This is a genomic window from Caballeronia sp. SL2Y3, from assembly GCF_022879575.1.
Lineage (GTDB): Bacteria > Pseudomonadota > Gammaproteobacteria > Burkholderiales > Burkholderiaceae > Caballeronia.
Genome location: NZ_CP084261.1, coordinates 632,819 through 653,603, shown reverse-complemented (window position 1 = coordinate 653,603; position 20,785 = coordinate 632,819). Strand labels below are relative to the sequence as shown.

The 20,785-nt window shown below is 60.6% G+C and carries 19 protein-coding genes; 8 read left to right on the top strand and 11 right to left on the bottom strand.

Annotated elements, in window-relative coordinates:
- Window positions 1–53: 53 nt before the first annotated feature.
- Window positions 54–1,082: a D-xylose ABC transporter substrate-binding protein gene (gene xylF / locus LDZ26_RS16305; RefSeq protein WP_244849218.1), complete on the bottom strand. Its 1,029-nt coding sequence runs from the start codon at window positions 1,080–1,082 to the stop codon at window positions 54–56.
- Between the two features lie 184 nt (window positions 1,083–1,266).
- On the bottom strand, window positions 1,267–2,583 hold the full coding sequence (gene xylA, locus LDZ26_RS16300; protein ID WP_244849217.1) for a xylose isomerase: 1,317 nt from the start codon (window positions 2,581–2,583) through the stop codon (window positions 1,267–1,269).
- Between the two features lie 233 nt (window positions 2,584–2,816).
- Here xylA and LDZ26_RS16295 point away from each other — a divergent pair, with 233 nt between their 5' ends.
- Window positions 2,817–4,004 (top strand): DNA-binding transcriptional regulator, encoded by a 1,188-nt coding sequence (locus LDZ26_RS16295; protein WP_244849216.1) that lies wholly within the window; start codon window positions 2,817–2,819, stop codon window positions 4,002–4,004.
- A gap of 21 nt (window positions 4,005–4,025) precedes the next feature.
- The gene (locus LDZ26_RS16290) at window positions 4,026–5,120 is read left to right on the top strand and encodes an aldose epimerase family protein (protein ID WP_244849215.1); all 1,095 of its coding nucleotides are present in this window, start codon (window positions 4,026–4,028) and stop codon (window positions 5,118–5,120) included.
- 6 nt (window positions 5,121–5,126) lie between these two features.
- On the opposite strand, the gene LDZ26_RS16285 is transcribed toward LDZ26_RS16290, so the two are convergent.
- From LDZ26_RS16285 to LDZ26_RS16270, 4 genes are all read right to left on the bottom strand, one after another.
- Window positions 5,127–6,929 carry a serine aminopeptidase domain-containing protein gene (locus LDZ26_RS16285; RefSeq protein ID WP_244849214.1) on the bottom strand — a complete coding sequence of 601 codons (1,803 nt, stop codon included), beginning with the start codon at window positions 6,927–6,929 and terminating at the stop codon, window positions 5,127–5,129.
- Window positions 6,930–7,122: 193 nt separating this feature from the next.
- Complete coding sequence (locus tag LDZ26_RS16280; RefSeq protein ID WP_244849213.1) at window positions 7,123–7,680, bottom strand: hypothetical protein; 558 nt, start codon at window positions 7,678–7,680, stop codon at window positions 7,123–7,125.
- Between the two features lie 654 nt (window positions 7,681–8,334).
- Window positions 8,335–8,664, bottom strand: a complete 330-nt coding sequence (locus tag LDZ26_RS16275; protein ID WP_244849212.1) for a DUF4148 domain-containing protein — start codon at window positions 8,662–8,664, stop codon at window positions 8,335–8,337.
- Window positions 8,665–8,755: 91 nt separating this feature from the next.
- The gene (locus LDZ26_RS16270) at window positions 8,756–9,649 is read right to left on the bottom strand and encodes a ketopantoate reductase family protein (protein WP_244849211.1); all 894 of its coding nucleotides are present in this window, start codon (window positions 9,647–9,649) and stop codon (window positions 8,756–8,758) included.
- A 242-nt stretch (window positions 9,650–9,891) separates the two neighbouring features.
- Between LDZ26_RS16270 and LDZ26_RS16265 the strand changes: the two genes are divergently transcribed.
- The gene (locus tag LDZ26_RS16265; protein ID WP_244849210.1) at window positions 9,892–10,785 is read left to right on the top strand and encodes a FadR/GntR family transcriptional regulator; all 894 of its coding nucleotides are present in this window, start codon (window positions 9,892–9,894) and stop codon (window positions 10,783–10,785) included.
- Window positions 10,786–10,922: 137 nt separating this feature from the next.
- Window positions 10,923–11,396: a bacterioferritin gene (locus tag LDZ26_RS16260; protein ID WP_244849209.1), complete on the top strand. Its 474-nt coding sequence runs from the start codon at window positions 10,923–10,925 to the stop codon at window positions 11,394–11,396.
- A gap of 52 nt (window positions 11,397–11,448) precedes the next feature.
- Here the strand turns inward: LDZ26_RS16260 and LDZ26_RS16255 are convergent, their stop codons facing one another.
- Window positions 11,449–12,105, bottom strand: a complete 657-nt coding sequence (locus tag LDZ26_RS16255) for a peroxiredoxin (protein WP_244849208.1) — start codon at window positions 12,103–12,105, stop codon at window positions 11,449–11,451.
- Between the two features lie 329 nt (window positions 12,106–12,434).
- Here LDZ26_RS16255 and LDZ26_RS16250 point away from each other — a divergent pair, with 329 nt between their 5' ends.
- Window positions 12,435–13,943, top strand: coding sequence for an amino acid permease (locus LDZ26_RS16250; RefSeq protein ID WP_370650733.1), 1,509 nt, complete (start codon window positions 12,435–12,437; stop codon window positions 13,941–13,943).
- On the opposite strand, the gene LDZ26_RS16245 is transcribed toward LDZ26_RS16250, so the two are convergent.
- From LDZ26_RS16245 to LDZ26_RS16235, 3 genes are all read right to left on the bottom strand, one after another.
- On the bottom strand, window positions 13,940–15,970 hold the full coding sequence (locus LDZ26_RS16245; RefSeq protein ID WP_244849206.1) for an acyl CoA:acetate/3-ketoacid CoA transferase: 2,031 nt from the start codon (window positions 15,968–15,970) through the stop codon (window positions 13,940–13,942). The genes LDZ26_RS16250 and LDZ26_RS16245 overlap by 4 nt on opposite strands.
- 87 nt (window positions 15,971–16,057) lie before the next feature.
- Complete coding sequence (locus tag LDZ26_RS16240) at window positions 16,058–16,777, bottom strand: anti-sigma factor (protein WP_244849205.1); 720 nt, start codon at window positions 16,775–16,777, stop codon at window positions 16,058–16,060.
- The gene (locus LDZ26_RS16235) at window positions 16,767–17,402 is read right to left on the bottom strand and encodes an RNA polymerase sigma factor (protein ID WP_244849204.1); all 636 of its coding nucleotides are present in this window, start codon (window positions 17,400–17,402) and stop codon (window positions 16,767–16,769) included. Before LDZ26_RS16235 ends, LDZ26_RS16240 begins: the two co-directional genes overlap by 11 nt.
- Window positions 17,403–17,668: 266 nt before the next feature.
- Here LDZ26_RS16235 and LDZ26_RS16230 point away from each other — a divergent pair, with 266 nt between their 5' ends.
- Together LDZ26_RS16230 and LDZ26_RS16225 are read left to right on the top strand one after the other, a co-directional pair.
- Window positions 17,669–18,568, top strand: coding sequence for a metallophosphoesterase (locus LDZ26_RS16230; RefSeq protein ID WP_244850250.1), 900 nt, complete (start codon window positions 17,669–17,671; stop codon window positions 18,566–18,568).
- Window positions 18,565–18,936: a cupredoxin family copper-binding protein gene (locus LDZ26_RS16225; RefSeq protein WP_244849203.1), complete on the top strand. Its 372-nt coding sequence runs from the start codon at window positions 18,565–18,567 to the stop codon at window positions 18,934–18,936. Before LDZ26_RS16230 ends, LDZ26_RS16225 begins: the two co-directional genes overlap by 4 nt.
- Before the next feature lie 27 nt (window positions 18,937–18,963).
- On the opposite strand, the gene LDZ26_RS16220 is transcribed toward LDZ26_RS16225, so the two are convergent.
- Window positions 18,964–20,067, bottom strand: a complete 1,104-nt coding sequence (locus tag LDZ26_RS16220) for a 4-hydroxyphenylpyruvate dioxygenase family protein (RefSeq protein WP_244849202.1) — start codon at window positions 20,065–20,067, stop codon at window positions 18,964–18,966.
- A gap of 307 nt (window positions 20,068–20,374) precedes the next feature.
- Between LDZ26_RS16220 and LDZ26_RS16215 the strand changes: the two genes are divergently transcribed.
- A complete protein-coding gene (locus LDZ26_RS16215) occupies window positions 20,375–20,779 on the top strand; it encodes an SUMF1/EgtB/PvdO family nonheme iron enzyme (protein WP_244850248.1) in 405 nt (134 codons plus the stop codon).
- The last annotated feature ends 6 nt before the right edge of the window (window positions 20,780–20,785 follow it).

The window sequence follows — 20,785 nt, the reverse complement described above, 5'->3', positions numbered from 1 at the left end:
CCTGACTGTGCTGAACAAAGCGGGCATCGCCTAAGGCAATGCCCGCAGGACCATTAATTGCCGGCCAGTTGCGCTTGCGAATAGAAGCCGTCCTTGATGACGACATCGACGTTGGACTTAGTCAGCAATGTCGGCTGCAGCAGGACCGTGTCGACTTGCTTCTTGCCGTTGTCGTATTTCGCGTTGAACGCGGGCTTGTTGCCCTTGGCGAGATCGACGGCGAGCCTGGCGGCATCGCCTGCAATGAGTTTTAGAGGCTTGTAGACCGTCATGGTCTGCGTGCCGGCCACGAGGCGCTTGACCGCGGCGAGGTCGGCGTCCTGCCCCGACACCGGCACCTTGCCCGCGAGCTTCTGCGCGGCTAGCGCCTGAATGGCGCCGCCCGCCGTGCCGTCGTTGGATGCGACGATTGCATCGATCTTGTTGTTGTTCGCGGTCAACGCATCTTCGGTGATTCGCAGCGCCGTGGATGCGCTCCATTCCGGCACCCACTGCTGCCCCACGATCTTGATATCGCCGCGATCGACAGCGGGCTTCAGTACTTTCATCTGCCCTTCTCGCAGCATCTTCGCGTTGTTGTCGGTGGGCGCACCGCCGAGCAGGAAGTAATTGCCCTTGGGCTGCGCGTTATAGACGCCTTGCGCCTGCAATTCGCCGACTTTTTCGTTGTCGAAGGAAATATAGGCATCGATGTCGGCGTCCAGCACCAGGCGGTCATACGACACGACCTTGATGCCCGCCTTGTGCGCCTCCGCCACGACGTTGCCGAGCGTCTTCGAATTGAACGGCACGATCACGATGACATCGACGCCACGCGAGATGAGATTCTCGATCTGCGAAATCTGACGCGCTTCGCTTGCGTCGGCGGACTGCACCGACACTTTCGCGCCGAGCTTCGTCGCAGCCGCTACGAAATAGTCGCGATCGCGCGACCAGCGTTCGACACGCAGATCGTCGATGCAAAAGCCGATCTCGGGCTTGTCCTTGCTTGCGTGCGCGAGCGGCGCCGCCAGTGAAAAGCCTGCGCACATGGCGGCGCAGACGAGCGAACTCAATACCGAACGGCGAATGGATGATTTCATGTCTCACTCCTGTTTTGAATGGCCGCGGGCGTAGTCGTGCGAGAGCGCCCGGCGTTACATACAGTGCGCCGCGAATACGTGTCCGCAGGCGTCGCTATGATTGTTTCGACTCGAAGAGTGGCCGCTATTCGCCCGCGCTGCAATTGCGAAATCGACCGCTTGGGCTAACGTTTTTTATCGTCGCTTACCCGTAGATCGCGCGATTGACCCAATTCTCCAGGCGCTCCTGCTGACCGCTTACGTGCCGCGGATCGATTCCGCGAGAGACGGCATCGTTCGCCAGTGCGTCGAGTGAATAGCCGCCCGCGAACACCTTGCGCCCGAATTCGGATTCCCAACCGGCATAGCGGTCTGCCTTCAGTTCCGCGAGCCGATCGTTCTCTACAAGCCTCGCTGCGCGTTCGAGCGCGATCGCAATGACGTCGATCGCGCCGATGTGGCCATGCAGCAGATCCTCCGCATCGATGCTCTGCCGGCGTACCTTCGAATCGAAGTTCATGCCGCCTGTCGTGAAGCCGCCGTTGCGCAGAATCTCGTAAAGCGCGAGCGTGAGTTCTTCCACGCTATTCGGAAATTGATCCGTATCCCAGCCGTTTTGCGGATCGCCGCGATTCGCGTCGATACTGCCGAAAATGCCGAGCGCGAAGGCCGTCGCGATCTCGTGGTGAAACGAATGCCCGGCAAGCGTTGCATGATTGGCTTCGATGTTCACGCGGAACTCGTCTTGCAGGCCGAATTGCGTGAGAAAGCCATGCACGGTGGCGACGTCGTAATCGTATTGATGCTTGGTCGGCTCTTGCGGCTTCGGCTCGATCAACAGTGCGCCCTTGAAGCCATTCTTGTGCTTGTGTTCGGCGACCATCGCAAGGAAGCGCGCAAGCTGTTCGCGCTCGCGTTTGAGGTCCGTGTTCAGAAGGGTCTCGTAGCCCTCGCGGCCGCCCCACAGCACGTAGTTTTCGCCGCCGAGATCGAGCGTGGCTTGCAGCGCCTCGCGCACTTGCGTAGCGGCAAAGGCGAATACGTCCGGGTTCGGATTCGTGGCGGCGCCCGCTGCATAACGCGGATTCGAGAACAGGTTCGCCGTGCCCCAGAGCAGCTTCACGCCGCTTGCCTCTTGCTTGCTCGCGAGGTAGTCGCGCATGCGCTTGAAGTTATCGACGTATTCGCGAATGCTCGCGCCTTCCGGTGCGACGTCGGTATCGTGGAATGTATAGAACGGCGTGCCGAGTTTGCCGAAGAATTCGAACGCGGCGTCGGCTTTCATGCGCGCCATTTCCATCGCATCGCCGCCTTTGTGCCACGGCCGATCGAACGTGCCGGCGCCGAACACATCCACGCCCGGCCACACGAACGAATGCCAGTAACATACGGCAAGCCGCAGATGATCGGCCATACGCTTGCCGAGGACCATCTTGTCGGCATCGTAATGACGATAAGCGAACGGATTGTCTGAACCTGCACCCTCGAAACGGGCGCTCGGAAGATGTTCGAGCGAAGGCATCGCGTCTCCTGTTTTGGAATGCGCGCGTTTGAATCGCGCTTTAGAGTGACGCCATGCTGCCAGCCGTGCGCCCGGTGCTTCAATTGCGAAATTCGCCAGCGTGATTAGCGATTCTCGGCAATGGCCGGAGTTGAATGACGCATGCCATTAAAATGAAGCGAGAATGAAGCGGCTGCATAGTCAGCAGTCACGCTTCACATATGGAAAACCCTTAAGTCCGCTAAGAGATTTTCATGAATCGTCCGCATCGCATCGCGTTGCTCTTCAACGCCAACAAGGTGTACGACCGCGAAATCATCACGGGCATCGGCCAATACCTGCTGTCCACGCGCGTCGCGTGGGACCTCTTTCTGGAAGAGGATTTCAGGGCGCGGCTGACGGGCATAGAACGTTTCGATGGCGACGGCATCATCGCGGATTTCGATGATCCCGCCGTCTGCGACGCGCTTGCCGATTGCCCGCTTCCCGTCGTGGCCGTTGGCGGCTCGTATCACGATGCGGCGTGTTATCCGGCATCGTTGCCCTATATCGCCACGGACAACGCCAAGCTCGTATCGCTCGCCTATACGCATCTCATCAGCGCGGGACTGCAACGCTTCGCGCTGTACAGCCTGCCGGAATCCAGCGAGAACCGCTGGGCGCAGGAGCGCGAACACGCGTTTCAGGCGCTGGTCGAAGCGGACGGACTCGAAGCGGAGATACATCGTGGCTTGCCGACGAGCGCCCCGGTATGGAGCCAGGCAAGCGCCGAACTCACATCGTGGCTGCAAGCTCTGCCGAAGCCCGTCGGCATCATTGCCGTCACCGATGCGCGTGCGCGGCATCTGCTGCAAGCGTGCCTCATTTCAGGCATTGCGGTGCCCGAGGAAGTCGCGATCATCGGTATCGACAACGATCCGCTCACGCGCTCGCTCACGCGCATCGAGCTTTCGTCGGTGATTCAGGGAACCGAGGAAATGGGACGAACGGCGGCCCACCTGCTGCATCAGATGCTCGGCGGGGCGCGCTTTGCAGGGCGGCGAATACTCGTGCCGCCGGTCGGCATCAACGTGCTCGAATCCACGCGGCATCAACCCGTGGCGAGTCCTTATGTGATGCGCGCGCGCCATTACATTCGCCAGTATGGATGCCAGGGCATCAAGACCGACCAGGTTGCGGACTACGTTGGTGTATCGCGTTCATCGCTAGAAGATCACTTCCGGCGCGAACTGGGCTGCACGGTGCATCAGGAAATCCTCAGCCACAAGCTACAGGTGGCCAAGCAATTGCTTGCGAAGCAGGACATACCCAGTGCGGAAGTGGCGATACGCTGTGGCTTCACATCGCTTCAATACATGTACGCCGTCTTCAGGCGCGAGCTCGATTGCACTCCGCGCGAATATCAGGAACGGCTTCAGGCCACGTCTTCGCACACTGCCTGACGCTACGAAGGGCATCGACTTATGAATATCGCCGACACCGAGGGCGTCGCCCGAACGAACCCCGACCGAATCTCCGCCGAGCGCTGGGGCAGCCTGCCAGGCGGCGACAGCGTGCGTCTCTTTACGCTGCGCAACGCACACGGCATGAGAGTCGCGATCAGCGATCTCGGCGCGACGCTCGTCTCATGGCATGCAGCGGACCGCGCGGGCCGCGTGGCCGATGTTCTGCTCGGACACGACACGCCCGAAGCGTATCTCAAGGGTCGCGCGTTTCTGGGCGGCATCATCGGGCGATGGGCCAACCGCATTCGCGATGCGCGCTTCGTGCTGGACGGCGTGACTTATTCGCTCGATCGCAACGAAGGCTCGCAACATCTTCATGGCGGCGCGGCGGGTTTTCATCGAGCGATATGGAACGCACGCGAAAGCGACGGCGCATTGGTGCTCACGCACGAGTCGCCGGAAGGCGACGCCGGATTCCCGGGCAACGTCGTAACGACGGTGCGCTATGCGCTCGACGACGATGGCACGCTCACGATTCAGTACGATGCCGTCGCGGATGCACCCACGCCCATCAATCTGACGAATCATGCCTATTTCAACTTGTGCGGCGACGGTTCGCCCGGCGCATGCGACATACGCGGCCACGTCATTGCGATAGACGCGGATAGCTTCTTCGATGTAGACGACGCCATGATTCCCGTCGCTCGCGCGAGCGTGGTTGGCAATGCGTTCGACTTTCGCGCGGGCGCGCCCATCGGCGCGCGACTGGAGTGGCCGGATGCTCGTCTTGCGCGCGCCAGCGGCTTCGACCATTGCTATGTTCTGCCGGATACGAACGATGGCGCCGTGCGCAAGGTCGCGGTGCTGTACGACCCTGCGAGCGGAAGAGAATTGACCGTATCGACGGACGCGCCCGGCTTGCAGTTCTATACCGGCAACTATCTGCAAGGCGTGCCCGGCCGCGACGGCAAGCCGTATCGCATTCATGCGGGGCTGTGCCTCGAAGCCGGTGCGTTCCCGAACCAGATCAATATGCCGGATGCGTCGCGCGTGGTGCTGAGGCCCGGAGAGCGCTACAGTCAGACCACGCGCTATCGCGTCGGCGTGCGATAGATTCGCTCAGGAGACAGCGGGCGCGCGCACGCTTAATGTCCCCTCTCGTACCGGCGCGTTCGTTTCCTTGATGACGCTTTCGCATAGCGCGATGACTTGCGCCGCGCTCGCCGGATTGAACAGCGAATGGTCGATGTCCGGAAACGTCATCACGCGGACGTTCGGGTATCGCGACAAGCGCACGCCCAACTTGCCGCAATGCGCGGCCAGCAGATCGAGCCCCGCGTCATAGCTGCCATAGACGAGCAAGGTCTTGACGCCCTTGGCATCGAGCACGCGGGCGATCGCTTGAGGCGTCGTCGCTTGCTCGACAGACGCAACCGTCGAGCTGTCAAGGCGGAACAGGTCCGCGATGCGCGAACGTATGCGCGTCCCGACATAACCCGCAATGAAGCCGAGCACGCGCAGCAGGTTCTTGTCGCCGCGCAGTATCGCTTTCCATTTCTCCAGCTCGAACATCGACGCTGCGTAGCCCGCCATCGAATTGCGTGTCGATTGACGCATCTCGTCCGCTGATTTGTCCTCGGGCTGTTTGAACGTCGGAATGTTCACGGCGATCACGCCTGTAATGGCGGGCTCGGACGCGGCCGCCTTGAGTGCGTGATAGGCGCCGGAACATATGCCGAACGAGAAAATCGACGCGTAGCCGCGTTGCGAGAGCCACCGTGCGGCCGCCGCCGTATCGCGTGTCGCGACCGGATGATAGATGCGGCTATAGGGCGTATCGGTCTGACCCAGGCCGGGTGCAGCGGGACTATCGCCGCGGCCACGCGCATCGAAACGCAAGGAAGCGATGCCACGTCTTGCGAGATCGCGGGCAATGCGCACGGAGAGCCGACTATCACCGACACGCGAACTGGCGGATGTATTGGCAAGCAGAAATGCGGAGCCACGCGACACTGGATGGCGCGGCTCGCACATGATGCCGATGAGACCGTCCTCGCCTATTTTCACGGGCCGCTCGATGGCTTCGGGCGTTTCGATGCTCATGTCCTCGGGCCATTCAGTCGGCATCGACGGTTCGTTGCAACGCTCGTGCGTTCCGTCGGCAAGCCACTGCACCGCCTGCGCGAACGCTGCATGCGGCGTGACCATGAAGGCCGATTCCTGAATGAATCCGGTGAGGTCGTCGAAGGCTTGAACCTGTACGTCGACATCGAGCGAAGCAAGCGCATCGCGCAACGCGTCTTTCGAACCGACACGTCCATGCATCAACAGAACGCGGGGCGCGGGTGCAACGCCCGACTGTTTGACGCTGGCGGCTAGATCGACGGCTTCGATATCACGCCTGAAGTCTTCAGCATAAGTTTGACCCAGAACATTGAGCGGTCCGTCCTGTGGCTGTGCTTCCCGCAACGGCGCGGCGAGCTTCTCTAGCCAGGTCTTGCGCGTCACGCTCAGTTCGCGCATGTACGTGCGCCCGCTTACGACCGGCGCAAGGAGCATGAGTTCGTTTACGGGGCGTCGCAGTGCCGCATGCAACGCGAATGCTGCGCCCACTCGGAAGCCGCAGAGCGCCACGTGTTCGACGCCCGTCTGCTCTCTCAGGAAATCGACGGCGGCGCCGATGTCATCGACCGCCGACTCGAACTGACCCGGCGCGGCATCGTCGCCAATGGAATCGCCAGTGCCGATGTAGTCGAAACGCAAGACCCAAAGGCCCCGGGCCGCGAGCATGTCCGCAAGCAGACGAAAGCCGCTATAGGTCCACACATACTCATGGCCATAGGTATTGCAAAGCACGACGCCCCGCTTACCCGTTCCTGCATGCAGCCACCCCAATCGCCCACCGAATACGACCGGTTTCATTGTTCTGTCCTCGCTCTGGCGACATACACGAATCCCAAGGGATGCCCCCGCTCCCTTTGCTCGCCTTTTGCCGCGGGATTCGTCGTGCGAGATCCGCAGCGTCGGTGTGCTGGTTGTCGCGATTATATTGAGCAAGTCGACTTCGCAATGTCGCCTTCCGACATTTCGGTTCGATTGAGCTATTGATTGGCGGTTACGGCAGCGCCCTAATCATTGTGACGTGGTAGGCGAAGGCATCGCCCGTGTGCTTGTCCTCGCTTCGTGCGGCCATCGCAGGATCGACGGCTTCCTGTGCAGCAAGGCGCGCGTGTGCATAGACTCGGTCGCGCTCTCGGGCAACGAGGGCCTTCTTCGAGGCCACCGTCTGACGATGAAATCTCGGGTCGCCCATCATTGCGACGTATTCGCCGCGGCGGTAGCGCAAGTAACGCTGAAAGAACTCGGCTCCCGGCAAGCCACTGTCGAGCGCGAGAAGCACGCCATAGTCGATGTCCTCGACGTCGCCGAGCGTTTTGACTGCGGACTCCAGCGCGGCGTAACGCTGTGTAAGCGGCACGTCCTTGTCGCACAACGCATGGAAACGCTGATACGTCAGCAATCGCCGATGTGAGGCGCAGCGTCGCAATGCCTTTGCCAGTTTGAGACTGAGTTCGGTTTCCACTTTCCCTCCCGCAATATCACGGAATCGCAGGCGCATGACTGCGCACCATCCGCTTGAAGCCGATGGTGACTGTAACGGTCCTGCTTTCAACTGTTAAAGCAAAGAGAAATGCCGGTATTCACAGTCATGTCTTACACGACTGCCACGGCGAATTAGTTCGATTCGCTTGATGCGAAATCAGAGCGTAGTCAATGAGTGCGAGATTTCGTTAGCATTGCGTCAATGTCGGCAAGCGGTTGTCAGTGCGCGACAACCGATAACGAAGAATCTTGTGCCACCGGACCAAAGCCTTTGTGGGTTCGGCGCGATGGTGTTTACATGCTAGCAAACATATCGCGCGCAACCAAGAACAGATTGCTGTTTTTGCAGCCCGATGCGTTTCATGAAACTGTCAACTGGTAGTTATTCCTTCTGGCGTAACGCGATGAGCTTTGGCCGTTTGCCAATAGGCGCGGCGATAGTTGCGGGACAACTATTATCTTTATTATTCGCGTTGAGTAGGAACCGGCCATTCAACAATAATTGAGCAAACCGCATCGATTGACCGTATTGACGCGGGCAGTCTCAATGGTCGTCCAAAGCGTACGGGAGTGAGACAGTCATCAGGAAGGTGCAAGCGGGCTTGAATAACGAGAGTCACCCGTAGCGGCGACGGACTGCGCGAAGGCGTCTAGTCAACGCCCCGCTCGCGCCTCACCACCGCGCGCCGCAATCCGCCGTGAGTGACCTGATTGTCGATAAAGCTCAGTGCCCGAAATAGACCGGCTTGTTCGCATCGTTCATCGGTCGCAATTCACGCATGCCCGCCGCGGACGTCCCGTTGTTCACGCCACCGTATGCGTTATTTGCGCCTCCCACTGCACCATTCTGGCGGGAGACGCGGCTTTCTGCCTGCTGGACATCGCTGGGGTAGGTCGTGCGATCCGACACCCCGGGGTTATAGCCTGCGGCTTCTACCTGCCGCAGATCCTGCTGCACCTGACTCCGGTCGACGGCGGAGCCCGTTTGGGCGAAGCAAAGCGCCGGGGCGGCGAGCACAACGGCAGCAGCAACTGCTTTAACGATCGACTTCATGACAAACCCTCCAGTTGTTAGACGGCGCCAGCATTTCTGCGCCTGCTCCCAACATTGAGCATCGGCCGTTCCTGAGTTGCCCGCCGCCTTTTCACTCCGCCTTGGCTTCGACCAGTTTGACCAGCACGTGGAGCATGCGATTAGCCGGCGTCGGCACCCCCAGGGCTTCGCCGCGCCGAACGATCAAACCGTTCAGGTGATCGATCTCGCTGTGCTTGCTGCGCGCAAGGTCCTGTGCCGTAGACGAATATTGGTTCGGCATGGTCTCTGCAATGCGGCGCACTGCGGCATCCACGTCGCCGGGGAGCGTCACGCCGTCGGCCTTGGCGACGGCAACGCACTCGTCGATGACATCGCGCATCGCACGCGTGACGCCCTCGCCCTGAACCAGTCGACCATAAGGTACCTGTGCAATGGCCGAAAGCGCGTTGTACGCACAGTTGAGAATGAGCTTCGCCCATAAGGCGCCGCGCACGTTGTCCGATATCTCGGTAGGCACGTTCGCGGCGGCGAACATATGCGCGACGTCTTCGCTCATGGTCGAAGGTTCGATGACCAGTTCGCCGCGCCCATGGTGGCGAATATGCCCGGGACCTGCCATTTCCGCAGCAACATAGACTACGGCCGCCGCGACTTCGTGCGGCAGCAACTCGCGCAAACGCTCGGCGTTCTCCACGCCGTTTTGCAGCGACAAGACCAGCGAGCGTGCATCCAGATAAGGCGCGAGTGCCTGTGCGGCGCTGTCCGTATCAGTCGACTTGACGCAGAACAACACTAACTGCGCGCCCTTTGCCGCGCTCGCGTCTGTGCTGGCCGACACGCGAACGTGCTCATCGAAAGTCTGCGTATCGAGCCTCAAGCCTTCTCGCTGAATTGCTTCGACGTGCTGGGGCCGGGCAATCAGCGCGACCTCGTGTCCTGCGCGAGCGAGCATGCCGCCGTAATAACAGCCCACTGCGCCCGCGCCCATGACGGCAATCTTCATGTTTGGTTTCTCCTGGTCACTGCATCACGCGAAGTCAGTTCGCTTTGCAACGGGAAAATATCACAACACCGCTAAAGGCCTGCGGCGCGGGCTTGAACCCGCAAACGCTTGCGCTCTGCATGTCGTCGGAAGTTTGTGGGACGACGCACGATAGTCAGTCGAATTACCAATGAACCATATTGTTAAATCATGCCGAGGGGCGATACGCTTGCTGCAGCGGATAGACGGCGCGCTTCCAGACCATGACCGACCGCTACGGGGTATGTACTGCACGCCTTCCCGGCGAAGAGAGTGCCGGGAAGGCAGGCAATGTAGGGAGACCAACTTACGGCGCGCCGAGGCGCCGCATAGACAGGAAAAGCGGTAGCGGCCCGGGAACGGGCGACGCGCAGCCGGAGCGTGGGGTGTTTTCACGAGAACAAAAAATGAACCATGGATATGAAGCATCGCTCGTCAAGCGCGTGGTGAACCAACTCGTCGCGGGCATTATTAACGGAGAATACAAAGACAACATTCTGCCGCCTCAGATCCTTCTTTCGCAGAAGCATGGTGTCTCGCGCACCATCATGCGAGAGGCATTGAGCGTTCTCATCTCGCGGCGCATGCTGGATGTACGGCCGAAGACTGGCACCCGTATTCGGCCTGCGCACGAGTGGCTGATCATCGATCCCGAAGTGGCCGAGTGGCGCTTGCGCGCCCTGCCCGATCCCGACTGTCTGCGACGTCTGATCGAATTTCGATCGCTCGTCGATCCACCGGCGGCCGCGCTTGCGGCGGCGCGTGCGAACAGGCATCAGCGCATCGGTATCAACGCAGCATTTCAGCGGCTCGTGCATGCGAGTCCCGAGGAAGCCTCCCAGGCGACCACGGAAGAAGCGTTGCTGAACGCTATTCTCGATGCGAGCGGTGACGAGATTCTGCGCCAGATGGGTAGCGTGGTGCGTGTGGCCATGAGGACCTTCAAAGCCACGTTGCGCAGTCACCCTCAGGGGCTATTGCGCATGCCCGAGTCGGAGATCAGCGATTACGGCAAAGTGGTCCGCGCCATCGACGCCGGCGATGCGGAAAGCGCGCGAGCGATCATGTCGCACATGCTCGAGCGTACTGCTTCGATCTGGATAGAAGAAGCCGTGTAATTGCCTCTGCCTTTTCCAATGCGAGTGCAGGAATCAATGACTACAATGGGTCAAATGATTCGGTCAAATGATTCGGTCAGTGATTCCGTGAATGATTCGGTATGCCAGCCGCTCGGCATTGAGACTCGGAGGCAGAGATGGCAGAACTCGACAAGGAAGAAGTCGTCGCCGTATTGAACCGGATTCTCGAATCCGAACTCGCCGGCGTCGTGCGTTACACGCACTATTCGTTTCTCGTCTTCGGGTTCGGCCGCATACCGATCGTTTCATGGCTGCGCGCACAGGCGGATGAATCGTTGATGCACGCGCATCAGGCGGGCGAATGGATCACCACGCTCGGCGCGTATCCATCGCTGGAAATAGGCCCGCTGCTGGACAATCATACGTTCGATATCGCGACGATTCTTCGCGAATCGCTGCAAGCAGAGAAAGTCGCGCTGGACCTTTATCGCGATCTGCTGAGGCTCGTGGAAGACCGCTCGGTCGCGCTCGAAGAATATGCGCGGCAGATGATTCAGACCGAGGAACTGCACGCAGGCGAAGTGGACAAGATGCTGCGCCGTCCCGGGGAAGTCGACACGTCCCCGGAAAGACGCACGGGGCATGTCTGAGAACATGCGCTGCGCGGGAGCCCGCACAGCGCATCGAAGGTCCTGCAACCGCTTACTTCGGCTGCGCGACCGTACGCAGATACGGCTTGAGCGTCTTGAAGCCTTCCGGATACTTTTTCTTGGCGTCTTCGTCGGAAACCGAGGTCGGGATGATGACGTCATCGCCCGGCTTCCAGTTCACCGGCGTGGCGACGGTGTGCTTCGCGTTCAGTTGCAGCGCGTCCAGCAACCTGAGCACTTCGTCGAAATTGCGGCCCGCGCTCATCGGATACGTGAAGGTCGCTTTCATCTTCTTGTCCGGACCGATGATGAACACGGCTCGAATCGTGGCGTTGTCGACGGCCGTGCGCGGACCGCCGCCGCTCGCATTCGGGTGAATCATGTCGTAGAGCTTGGCGACAGTCAGGTCCGCATCGCCGATCATCGGGTAATTGACGGCCGTGCCCTGCGTTTCTTCGATGTCTTTCGCCCACTTGGCATGATTGTCGACCGGGTCGATCGACAAGCCGATGACCTTGGTGTTGCGCTTGTCGAACTCGGGTTTCAACTTCGCCATATAGCCGAGTTCGGTGGTGCAGACGGGCGTGAAGTCCTTCGGATGCGAAAAGAGGATCGCCCAGCTGTCGCCGATCCACTCGTGAAAGCGAATCGGGCCTTCGGTGGTTTCTGCGGTGAAATCGGGGGCTTCATCGCCAATGCGGATCGACATATTTGATCTCCACGTCAAGGAATAAGCAGGGAGCGTTGCACCTTCGCGCAACAAGTCCCGTTGGTCAAAGCGAAACCGACAAGCCGATTATAGTGCCGCTCTGCGCGCGAGCGGACCCACCGCCATGAATCACCCCGCTGCGCACGCGGTTTTCGGCACGGCGAATGCTTAAGCGTCCGGGCGTTTCCCGATCCATGCGCCCCGGCATGCGCGGCTTCGTTCTCGTATTCCCCGGGGAAATCTGCTATTACGAAACAGCGGCCTCAGGGCGGCGCGCATCTATCGCCCTGCAAGTGCCTTGCCAGAGACCGGAGGTGATCGTGGCCGTCATGCAGAGAAAAACCGTCGCTGCACTGCAAAAGGAAGCGTCGGAAACAGAGGAGGTTCTGCAGGAGCAAGGCGGCCACGCGCTGAAACGTTCGCTTACCGCGCTCGATGTCACCATGCTCGGCATCGGCTGCATCATCGGCGCCGGCATCTTCGTGCTGACCGGACACGCCGCGGCTGCGAATGCAGGCCCTGCCATCGTCATATCGTTCGTGCTGGGCGCAATCGTCTGCGCGCTTGCAGGCCTTTGTTATGCGGAAATGGCCTCGACGGTTCCGGTTTCGGGAAGCGCTTACACCTATGCTTACGCGACGATGGGCGAACTGATTGCATGGCTCATCGGCTGGGACTTGATACTGGAATATGCCGTCGGCGCAACGACGGTGGCGATCGGCTGGTCGGGCTATGTCGTCAGCTTCCTGCATTCGCTGCATATCGACATTCCTGCGCAGCTTTCACAAGCGCCCTTCGCCTATGACCCCGGCAAGGGATGGAGTCACGCCGGCGCTATCCTCAACGTGCCGGCCATGGTCATCGTCGGGCTTATCACCATCCTGCTCGTGATAGGCATTCGCGAATCGGCGCGGGTGAACAGCTTCATCGTCGTCATCAAAGTGCTGATCGTGCTTGCGTTCATCGCAGCAGGCATTGCGTATGTCGATACGAGTCACTGGGTCACCGCAAAGAATCCCACGGGCGCATTCATTCCACCCAATACCGGCGAATCCGGCGTGTACGGCATGAGCGGCGTCCTGCGCGGCGCGGCGGTCGTATTCTTCGCTTATATCGGCTTCGATTCGGTGTCGTGCGTCGCGCAGGAGACGCGCAATCCACGCCGCGACATGCCTATCGGCCTGCTCGGTTCGCTCACCATCTGCACGATTCTGTATGTCCTCGTCTCGTACGTGCTGACGGGCATCGTGTCGTACGACAAGCTCAACGTCTCAGACCCGATCGCCGTCGGCGTCGATGCCATCGGCATGCGCTGGCTCTCGCCCATTGTGAAGTTGGGCGCGATCTTCGGCCTGACATCGGTCATTCTCGTCTTGCTGCTGAGCCAGCCGCGTATTTTCTATTCGATGGCGCGAGACGGTTTGTTGCCGCCCTTCGCCTCGAAGATTCATGCGCGCTTCCATACGCCGTACATCACGACCATCATCACCGGCCTGATCGTCATGGTCCTTGCCGGGCTGCTTCCGATCGGTCTCGTTGGCGAACTCGTCAGCATCGGCACGCTGTTCGCATTCGCCGTGGTCTGCGTCGGCGTGCTCGTCTTGCGTATCACGCAACCTGAACTGAAGCGGGCGTTCAAGACGCCCGCCGTGTTCATCGTGGCCCCGTTAGGGGCGATCTCGTCCGTCTTCCTCATGTCCGGCTTACCTGCCGATACATGGATACGCCTCATCATATGGATGGCGATCGGCATCGTCATCTACTTCACATACGGCATACGCCATAGCCGCTTGCGGGTGGAGAAGCAAACGTCTCCGGCTCAAACAGCGAGAAGCTAGGATTGACGAGGCCGCCGGGTGCCGTGTTCGCGCGCTTCCTGCGGGCTTTCGTAGATATAAGGCGCGACGCCCCGGCGTTTCAGCGCATCGCCGAGTTTCATGCGCAGGAAGCTGCTCGTCGTATAACGCGTCACGCCGCCATAGAACCGACTGACTAGCCGCGTGACCATCTCCGAATAAGCGTCGAGCATGCTGGGGCGAATGGAGAAGTTATCGTAATTGACGATAGCGTGCGGCTTGACGCTCACGCCCGCAAGTTGCTTCTCGACTTCAAGGCGAATTGCTTCGACGTCGTGCAGGCTCGCCACCTCATAGCCTTCGAAGTTGATGAAGAAGAGATTCTTGTCGGGGTCGTAGCTGAATCGCTCCGAAAGATCGAGGCCTAGCAGAATCTTGCGCAGACCCATCGGCTCGTCCGTGAAAATGCGCGGATCCATCAGGCTCGGAGGCGACTGAATCACGGGCCGGAAGTCCATCTGAGCCACGATATCGCGCTCGACATCGATGCCGGGCGCCACTTCCTTCAGCGCCAACCCCTCGCTCGTCAGTTCGAACACACAGCGTTCGGTAATGTATATCACCGTCTGACCGCGCTCCACGGCATAGGGCCCGCTGAACGTGCGATGCTCGACGGCATCCACGAATTTGCGGCAATTCCCGTCGCGGCGAATGAGGAGCTTGCCGTCTTCGATAACGATATTGAGCTTGCCTGCGTTGAACGTTCCGACGAAAACAACCTTCTTCGCCGACTGACTGATGTTGATGAATCCGCCTGCGCCGGCGAGCTTGGGTCCGAACTTACTCACGTTGAGATTGCCTTCGCGGTCTGCTTGCGCAAGCCCGAGGAAGGCGATATCCAGCCCGCCGCCATCGTAGAAATCGAACTGATATGGCTGGTCGATGATCGCCTGCGTGTTCGTCGCCGCGCCGAAATTCAGGCCGCCAGCCGGGATGCCGCCTATCACGCCCGGTTCGGTCGTCATCGTGAAGAGGTCGATCACCTGCTCTTCGTTGGCCACGCTCGCAATGCCTTCGGGCATGCCGATGCCGAGATTCACCACGCTATTGGCCATCAGTTCAAAGGCGGCGCGACGCGCGATCACCTTGCGTTCGTTGAGCGGCATGGGCGGCAGTGAACCCGCGGCGACCCGCAATTCGCTGGAAAACGCGGCGCTGTATTGCTCGCCGAAAGTCTGCCAGTGATTCTCCGGGCGCGCGACAACGACGCAATCCACCATGACGCCCGGCACTTTCACTTGCCGCGCGTTGAGCGTGTTCGACTCGGCGAGCCGTTCCACTTGCGCGATGACAATGCCGCCAGAGTTGCGCGCGGCCATTGCAATGGAGAGCGCTTCCAGCGTCAGCGCTTCCTTTTCCATCGTGATGTTGCCGTTCAGATCGGCGGTCGTTCCGCGCACGATCGCGACGTCGATGGGAAAGGCCTTGTAATACAGATAGTCGGTGCCGTCTATCTGCATGAGACGCACGATATCCTCGGTCGTGCGGGCATTGAGTTTTCCTCCGCCATTGCGTGGATCGACGAACGTGCCGAGACCGACAGTCGATAACTGGCCAGGACGATGCGCTGCGATATCGCGAAAGAGTTGCGAAATCACGCCTTGCGGCAGGTTATACGCTTCGATGCGGTTCTCGATGGCGAGCTTCTGCAAGCCGGGAACGAGTCCCCAGTGTCCGCCGATGACACGCTTCACGAGCCCTTCATGCGCGAAATGATTGAGGCCTTTCGCGCGCCCATCGCCCTGGCCGGCGGCATAGACGATAGTGAGATCCGCGATCGACTCGTCTGCTTCGGCGTCGCCTGCTGTCTTGCCTTCGAGAAAGCGCGCTTCGAGCGCCATCGCCACTTCTTCCGCGAAGCCGACGCCCACGAAGCCGCTCGTTGCTACCGTGTCGCCCGACCGGATAAGGCGCACGGCCTCGCGCGCCGACACGATCTTGCCGCGCTCGACAAGCCGTGCCGACGACGAAAAGGCGTGGTGACGAGGCGGGGCGCTGCTGCTGTTCATGGCGTCTCCTTGTCCGTTTCGGGCAAGGTAACACCAAATGAGCGCAGCGAGAAATGCGCGTCATCCAGAAGTGCCGTGCTATGTGCATTAGCGAGGCGCGCCGGCCTCGATCGCCTGTATGAACTGATGCAGCACGGCGCCGGACGCATCGGTCACGGCCCAGAACGTCATGCCGTCCTGGGTCCAGCGGGCAAGCGCATAGCCGTCGTCGGAGCGCGTGACGACTGCCTTGGCGTCCTTTTGCGACCCTGTCGATGCTTTTTCGGGGAACACGTACACGTCGATCGGATGCTTCAGATAGCGATAAACGACCACCGCTACCGGGCGGTGCCCGATGTAATCGAGCCGTCCGCCGACCAGCGCATAGCCGGGTCCTGCCGGGTCGATGACCGGCGGCGCATAGTCGATGCGGCCGTTGAACCACGGTTTTACCGTATGTTTATCGCTGGATAAAACGTCTATTGGACGATCCGACATGAGCGCCCGCACATGGCTCGATACGATCTCTTGCGCGATCGGCGATTCGGACGGCATGCGGGCCGCGGTCTGAACCCAGAGCACGGCGCCTAGCACGACTGCCGATAACGTCGCGCCCGCGAATGCCCCGCCGAAGAAGGGCCACGGCGTGGAAAAAGGCAGCCGCCATGTGTTTCGCGTGCTAGCCGTTGGCGATTGCCGGCGTGTTTCGCGAGCCGCTTCGTCCCGCACGCGCGCCAGCACTTGCGCTCGCAGGTGCGCGGGCGCCCGGTGATACAGCGAGCCATCGGTCAACCTCGTTTCGAGCGAGGCGGTTTCGTTATTGTCCATTGCCCGATTCCTCGGAATGACCCGGTTCTGATTTACGCACGAGCCGCACGTTCGGTCTGTCGCCCTGCGCTGCGCGCACTGCTGCGGCCAGCATTTTCCGGCCGCGCGCGAGTCTCGACATCACGGTTCCTATCGGCACGCCCGTAATGGCGGCCACTTCCTTATAACTCATGTCTTCCAGCTCACGCAGCACCAGCACCTCCCGAAAGACCAGAGGCAGTGACTCCAGCGCGCGATGCACCAGTTGCACCTCGTCCTTGCGCACTGCGAGCGTCTCCGGACTCGCGCCGGCATCGTCAGACCATCCCGGCAGTGCCTGATCGCCAGCGATCTCCTCGTCATATGGCGTCGCGTCCGCCAACTGCACGCGACGACGCCACTCCGTGAACCATGTATTACGCACGATGGCGAGCAGCCATCCCCGCGCGTTCGATTCATCGCCGTCTTCGAAGCCCGAGAAGAAACGGAACGCGCGCAGATAGGCTTCCTGCACGACGTCATCGGCATCGCTCGGGCTGCCCGAGAGCCAGCGCGCAAGGTTATAGGCGGCATCGAGATGCGGCATGACCGTCGCTTCGAAGCGCGCATGCGGGGACTCGTCTACCTTCGACCTGCTTGGCCACATTGCGCGGATCTCCCTATGCCACCGAATTCGAACCTATTGATTGCGCCCACACTCGCTGTTACCGCTCGTCTCGCCGATTTATTCCTTCCTATTTCGACTGAGCGAAAAAAGTTTCATTCGGGAATATCGGAGGCGCTGCGCCGGTTCGATGGACGCTGGATACGCCACTTCATCAAGGAGCCGCCGTGCAAACCGAACTCACTCCCTTATCTTGTCCGTCCGAACTCGACGATCACGGCAAACGCCGGCGCACGGCGCTCTCGTGCATGGCGTGGGCCGGTGCGGGCGTGCTCTGGACGATTAGCGGCGGCGTGCCGCGCTCGCAACTGATTTCGTCGGCTCATGCCGCCGAACCCACGCGCTCTTTCAGTTTCGTGCAAATCAGCGATAGTCATATCGGATTCAACAAAGATCCGAATACGGAGCCGACAGGCACGCTTCAGGAAGCCATCAATCACGTCCGCGCGATGCCGCAGCGGCCCGCATTCATGATTCACACAGGCGATATCACGCACCTTTCCAAGCCCGCTCAGTTCGACACGGCCACGCAGATCATCAACGATGCCGGCATGCCGGTGCATTACGTGCCCGGCGAGCATGACGTGCTCGTCGAAAACGGCGATCCGTTTTTTGCGGGCTTCGCGGACCAGTATGGCAAAGGCGGCGCGCGTCACTGGTATAGCTTCGATGAAGGCGGTGTCCATTTCATCGGCCTGACGAATGTCCTCGATCTGAAGGGCGGCGGCCTCGGCTTTCTCGGCGACGCACAACTCGCGTGGCTCAAACAGGACTTGCAGGCAAGAACCAGCAGCACGCCGATTGTCGTCTTCGCGCATATTCCGCTTTGGGCGCTCTACCCGCAATGGGGCTGGGGCACCGACGACAGCGCGCAGGCGCTCGCGCTGCTGAAGCGCTTCGGTTCCGTGACAGTGTTGAACGGACACGTCCATCAGGTCGCGCAAAAAGTGGAAGGCGACATGCGATTCTATTCCGCGATGTCGACTGCATTTCCTCAGCCTGCGCCCGGTTCGGCAGCCGGCCCCGGACCCATGAAAGTCGGCGCGGAACAGTTGCGGTCCATGCTGGGCCTGCGAGCGGTCACGCACATACCGGGACGCGAACAGTTGGCCATCGTCGATACGTCACTCGAAGGAGCACGCGCATGAATGCCTCTTTCGCAGGACGATGCGTGCGTCAGCTAGCGGTCGCGATTATCGTCAAGGGACTTTTCGGCCTGATGCCCTCTGCTTGCGCCGAAGAGCCCACGCAACAAGTCGCCGCGGTGGCCGCGCCGACCATCACCATCGACAACTTCGCGTTCAGCCAGCCGACGCTCACGGTCCCGGCGGGAACGAAGGTGACGTGGATCAATCGCGACGACATGCTGCATACCGTGGTCGATGAAACGAAGTCCTTTAAATCGGACCCGCTCGATAGCGGCGACACCTTCTCGCATGTGTTCGATCGGCCGGGCACGTACACGTACTTCTGCTCGTTGCATCCGCATATGACCGGAACCATCGTCGTGCGGTAATCGCAGACAAGGCAAAGGCGCGCGCCGTCAGCGTTGCGCCTTTGCTATCGCATCCAGATTGCCTTCGCCGAAGCCATGATGCCCGCGTCTCTCGACGATCTCGAAGAACATGTCGCCGGGCCGGCGTTCGAGAAACGTTTGGAGAAAGAGTTGCGGCGTGCCGTCCGGAAGTATCTCGCCGTCGACGAGAATGCCGCGTGTACGCAGCTGCTCGATATCGAGGCCATGTCCTGGCAAACGCGTGTCGATCTCGTCGTAATAGCGCGGCGGGGGCGTGAGAAAACGAACTCCGCGTGCGCGCAGGGCATCCACAGAAGCAAAGATGTCCGATGACGCAAGCGCGATATGCTGCACGCCCTCGCCTTCATGGTCCGGCAGATACTGCTGCATGAGGTCCGTGCGATACGTGCCCTCTTCATACACGGGAATGCGAATGGAACCGCACGGCGAAACCGTGACAGCGGAATCTTGCGACACGTGCCAGTCCGGATGCACCTCGTGAATCTCTTCGAAGTGCAGCACTTCCCGGTAGAAGTCGAGCCACTCCTGAATGCGGCCCGCGCCGACGGTTTGCGTGAAGTGATCGACTTCGAGCAGTCCCGTACCGTCGAGTTCAGTGGGCGCTTGATCGAGCGGCCGAAAGTCGATGTCGTAGATCGAGGCTTCCCCGCTGTTCTTGCCGGGCCAGTGATCGACGAAATAGATATGCGAATCGCCGATACCCTGAATAGCGGGAATGGCGAGTTCGTTGGGGCCGATCTTCTCGCCCTCGAAGTCCCACGCGCCGTAGTCCACCGCGCGTTCATGAGCGATTTGCGCGTTCACCACGCGAATGCCGATGGCCGCAATGCCGACGCCATGTGTCTCTGCGAAACGCGTGGCGAAGGAATCGGGCTCGGCGTTCAGCAGGAAATTCATGCTGGCCTGACGATACAGCGTCACTGCCTTGCTGACATGCTGCGCCACCGGCACGAAGCCTAGCCGTTCGAACAGCGCGGCTAAACCTTGCGGGTCCGGGCTCGAGAACTCCACGAATTCCAGCCCCGCAATGCCGAGCGGGTTGTTCCCGGTTTCCGAATCGGGGATCGCGCCGGCGGCCGTGGAAAGGTCAGCGGATTGCGGCTGGGTCATCGACAACACCTCGAGAATGTACGAGTTGGTTCACGGACGCAAAAAGTACCATGACTGCCCCATCGTACGCCACAACGGACGCGGGCGGTCGTGCCAAGCGTAGCGGCAGCACGTCGCCCGTGTCAAAGCGAGGCATTGCTCGGCTCAAGCTGCAAGCCTCCGTTGGGCAGCCTTGCTTTTGCGGGCTTGAACGATGCATGCGATGCTTCAGCTAGCCCGATATGTTGTGGCCGGCCCAGCGCTCTGCGGCCCATTTCGTTGGATGTGAAGCGTCAGTTAGGGCTGCAAGGGCGGCAAGCCGTATCGTCTGCCGAGCGAAGCGGAATGGGAGTTCGCCGCGCGCGGCGGCACGCAAAGCACGTTCTGGTGGGGCGATCAGATGAAAAAAGGCACGGCCGACTGCAAGGACTGCGGCGAGCCGTATCACGCGGATGCGCCGGTGCCCGTGGGTTCGTTCGCGCCCAACGGGTATGGCCTCTACGACATGAACGGCAGCGTCTGCGAATGGGTCGCCGACTGCTGGCATAGCTCATACAAGGGCGCGCCCGCCGATGGCCGCGTGTGGGACGAGCCCTCCTGTTCGGTGCGCGTGATTCGCGGCGGTTCGTGGCGCGAAGGCGGCGACTATATGCAATCGGCCACGCGCTTCAAGTACAGCGCGAGCGTGCGTCAGTCGCAGAACGGCTTTCGCGTGGCGCGCGACACGCAGTGACCGCTC

Coding starts and splice junctions, on each gene's coding strand:
- xylF (WP_244849218.1), bottom strand. CDS start 1,082: ATGAAATCATCCATTCGCCGTTCGGTATTGAGTTCGCTCGTCTGCGCC.
- xylA (WP_244849217.1), bottom strand. CDS start 2,583: ATGCCTTCGCTCGAACATCTTCCGAGCGCCCGTTTCGAGGGTGCAGGT.
- LDZ26_RS16295 (WP_244849216.1), top strand. CDS start 2,817: ATGAATCGTCCGCATCGCATCGCGTTGCTCTTCAACGCCAACAAGGTG.
- LDZ26_RS16290 (WP_244849215.1), top strand. CDS start 4,026: ATGAATATCGCCGACACCGAGGGCGTCGCCCGAACGAACCCCGACCGA.
- LDZ26_RS16285 (WP_244849214.1), bottom strand. CDS start 6,929: ATGAAACCGGTCGTATTCGGTGGGCGATTGGGGTGGCTGCATGCAGGA.
- LDZ26_RS16275 (WP_244849212.1), bottom strand. CDS start 8,664: ATGAAGTCGATCGTTAAAGCAGTTGCTGCTGCCGTTGTGCTCGCCGCC.
- LDZ26_RS16270 (WP_244849211.1), bottom strand. CDS start 9,649: ATGAAGATTGCCGTCATGGGCGCGGGCGCAGTGGGCTGTTATTACGGC.
- LDZ26_RS16265 (WP_244849210.1), top strand. CDS start 9,892: ATGACCGACCGCTACGGGGTATGTACTGCACGCCTTCCCGGCGAAGAG.
- LDZ26_RS16260 (WP_244849209.1), top strand. CDS start 10,923: ATGGCAGAACTCGACAAGGAAGAAGTCGTCGCCGTATTGAACCGGATT.
- LDZ26_RS16255 (WP_244849208.1), bottom strand. CDS start 12,105: ATGTCGATCCGCATTGGCGATGAAGCCCCCGATTTCACCGCAGAAACC.
- LDZ26_RS16250 (WP_370650733.1), top strand. CDS start 12,435: ATGCAGAGAAAAACCGTCGCTGCACTGCAAAAGGAAGCGTCGGAAACA.
- LDZ26_RS16245 (WP_244849206.1), bottom strand. CDS start 15,970: ATGAACAGCAGCAGCGCCCCGCCTCGTCACCACGCCTTTTCGTCGTCG.
- LDZ26_RS16240 (WP_244849205.1), bottom strand. CDS start 16,777: ATGGACAATAACGAAACCGCCTCGCTCGAAACGAGGTTGACCGATGGC.
- LDZ26_RS16235 (WP_244849204.1), bottom strand. CDS start 17,402: ATGTGGCCAAGCAGGTCGAAGGTAGACGAGTCCCCGCATGCGCGCTTC.
- LDZ26_RS16230 (WP_244850250.1), top strand. CDS start 17,669: ATGGCGTGGGCCGGTGCGGGCGTGCTCTGGACGATTAGCGGCGGCGTG.
- LDZ26_RS16225 (WP_244849203.1), top strand. CDS start 18,565: ATGAATGCCTCTTTCGCAGGACGATGCGTGCGTCAGCTAGCGGTCGCG.
- LDZ26_RS16220 (WP_244849202.1), bottom strand. CDS start 20,067: ATGACCCAGCCGCAATCCGCTGACCTTTCCACGGCCGCCGGCGCGATC.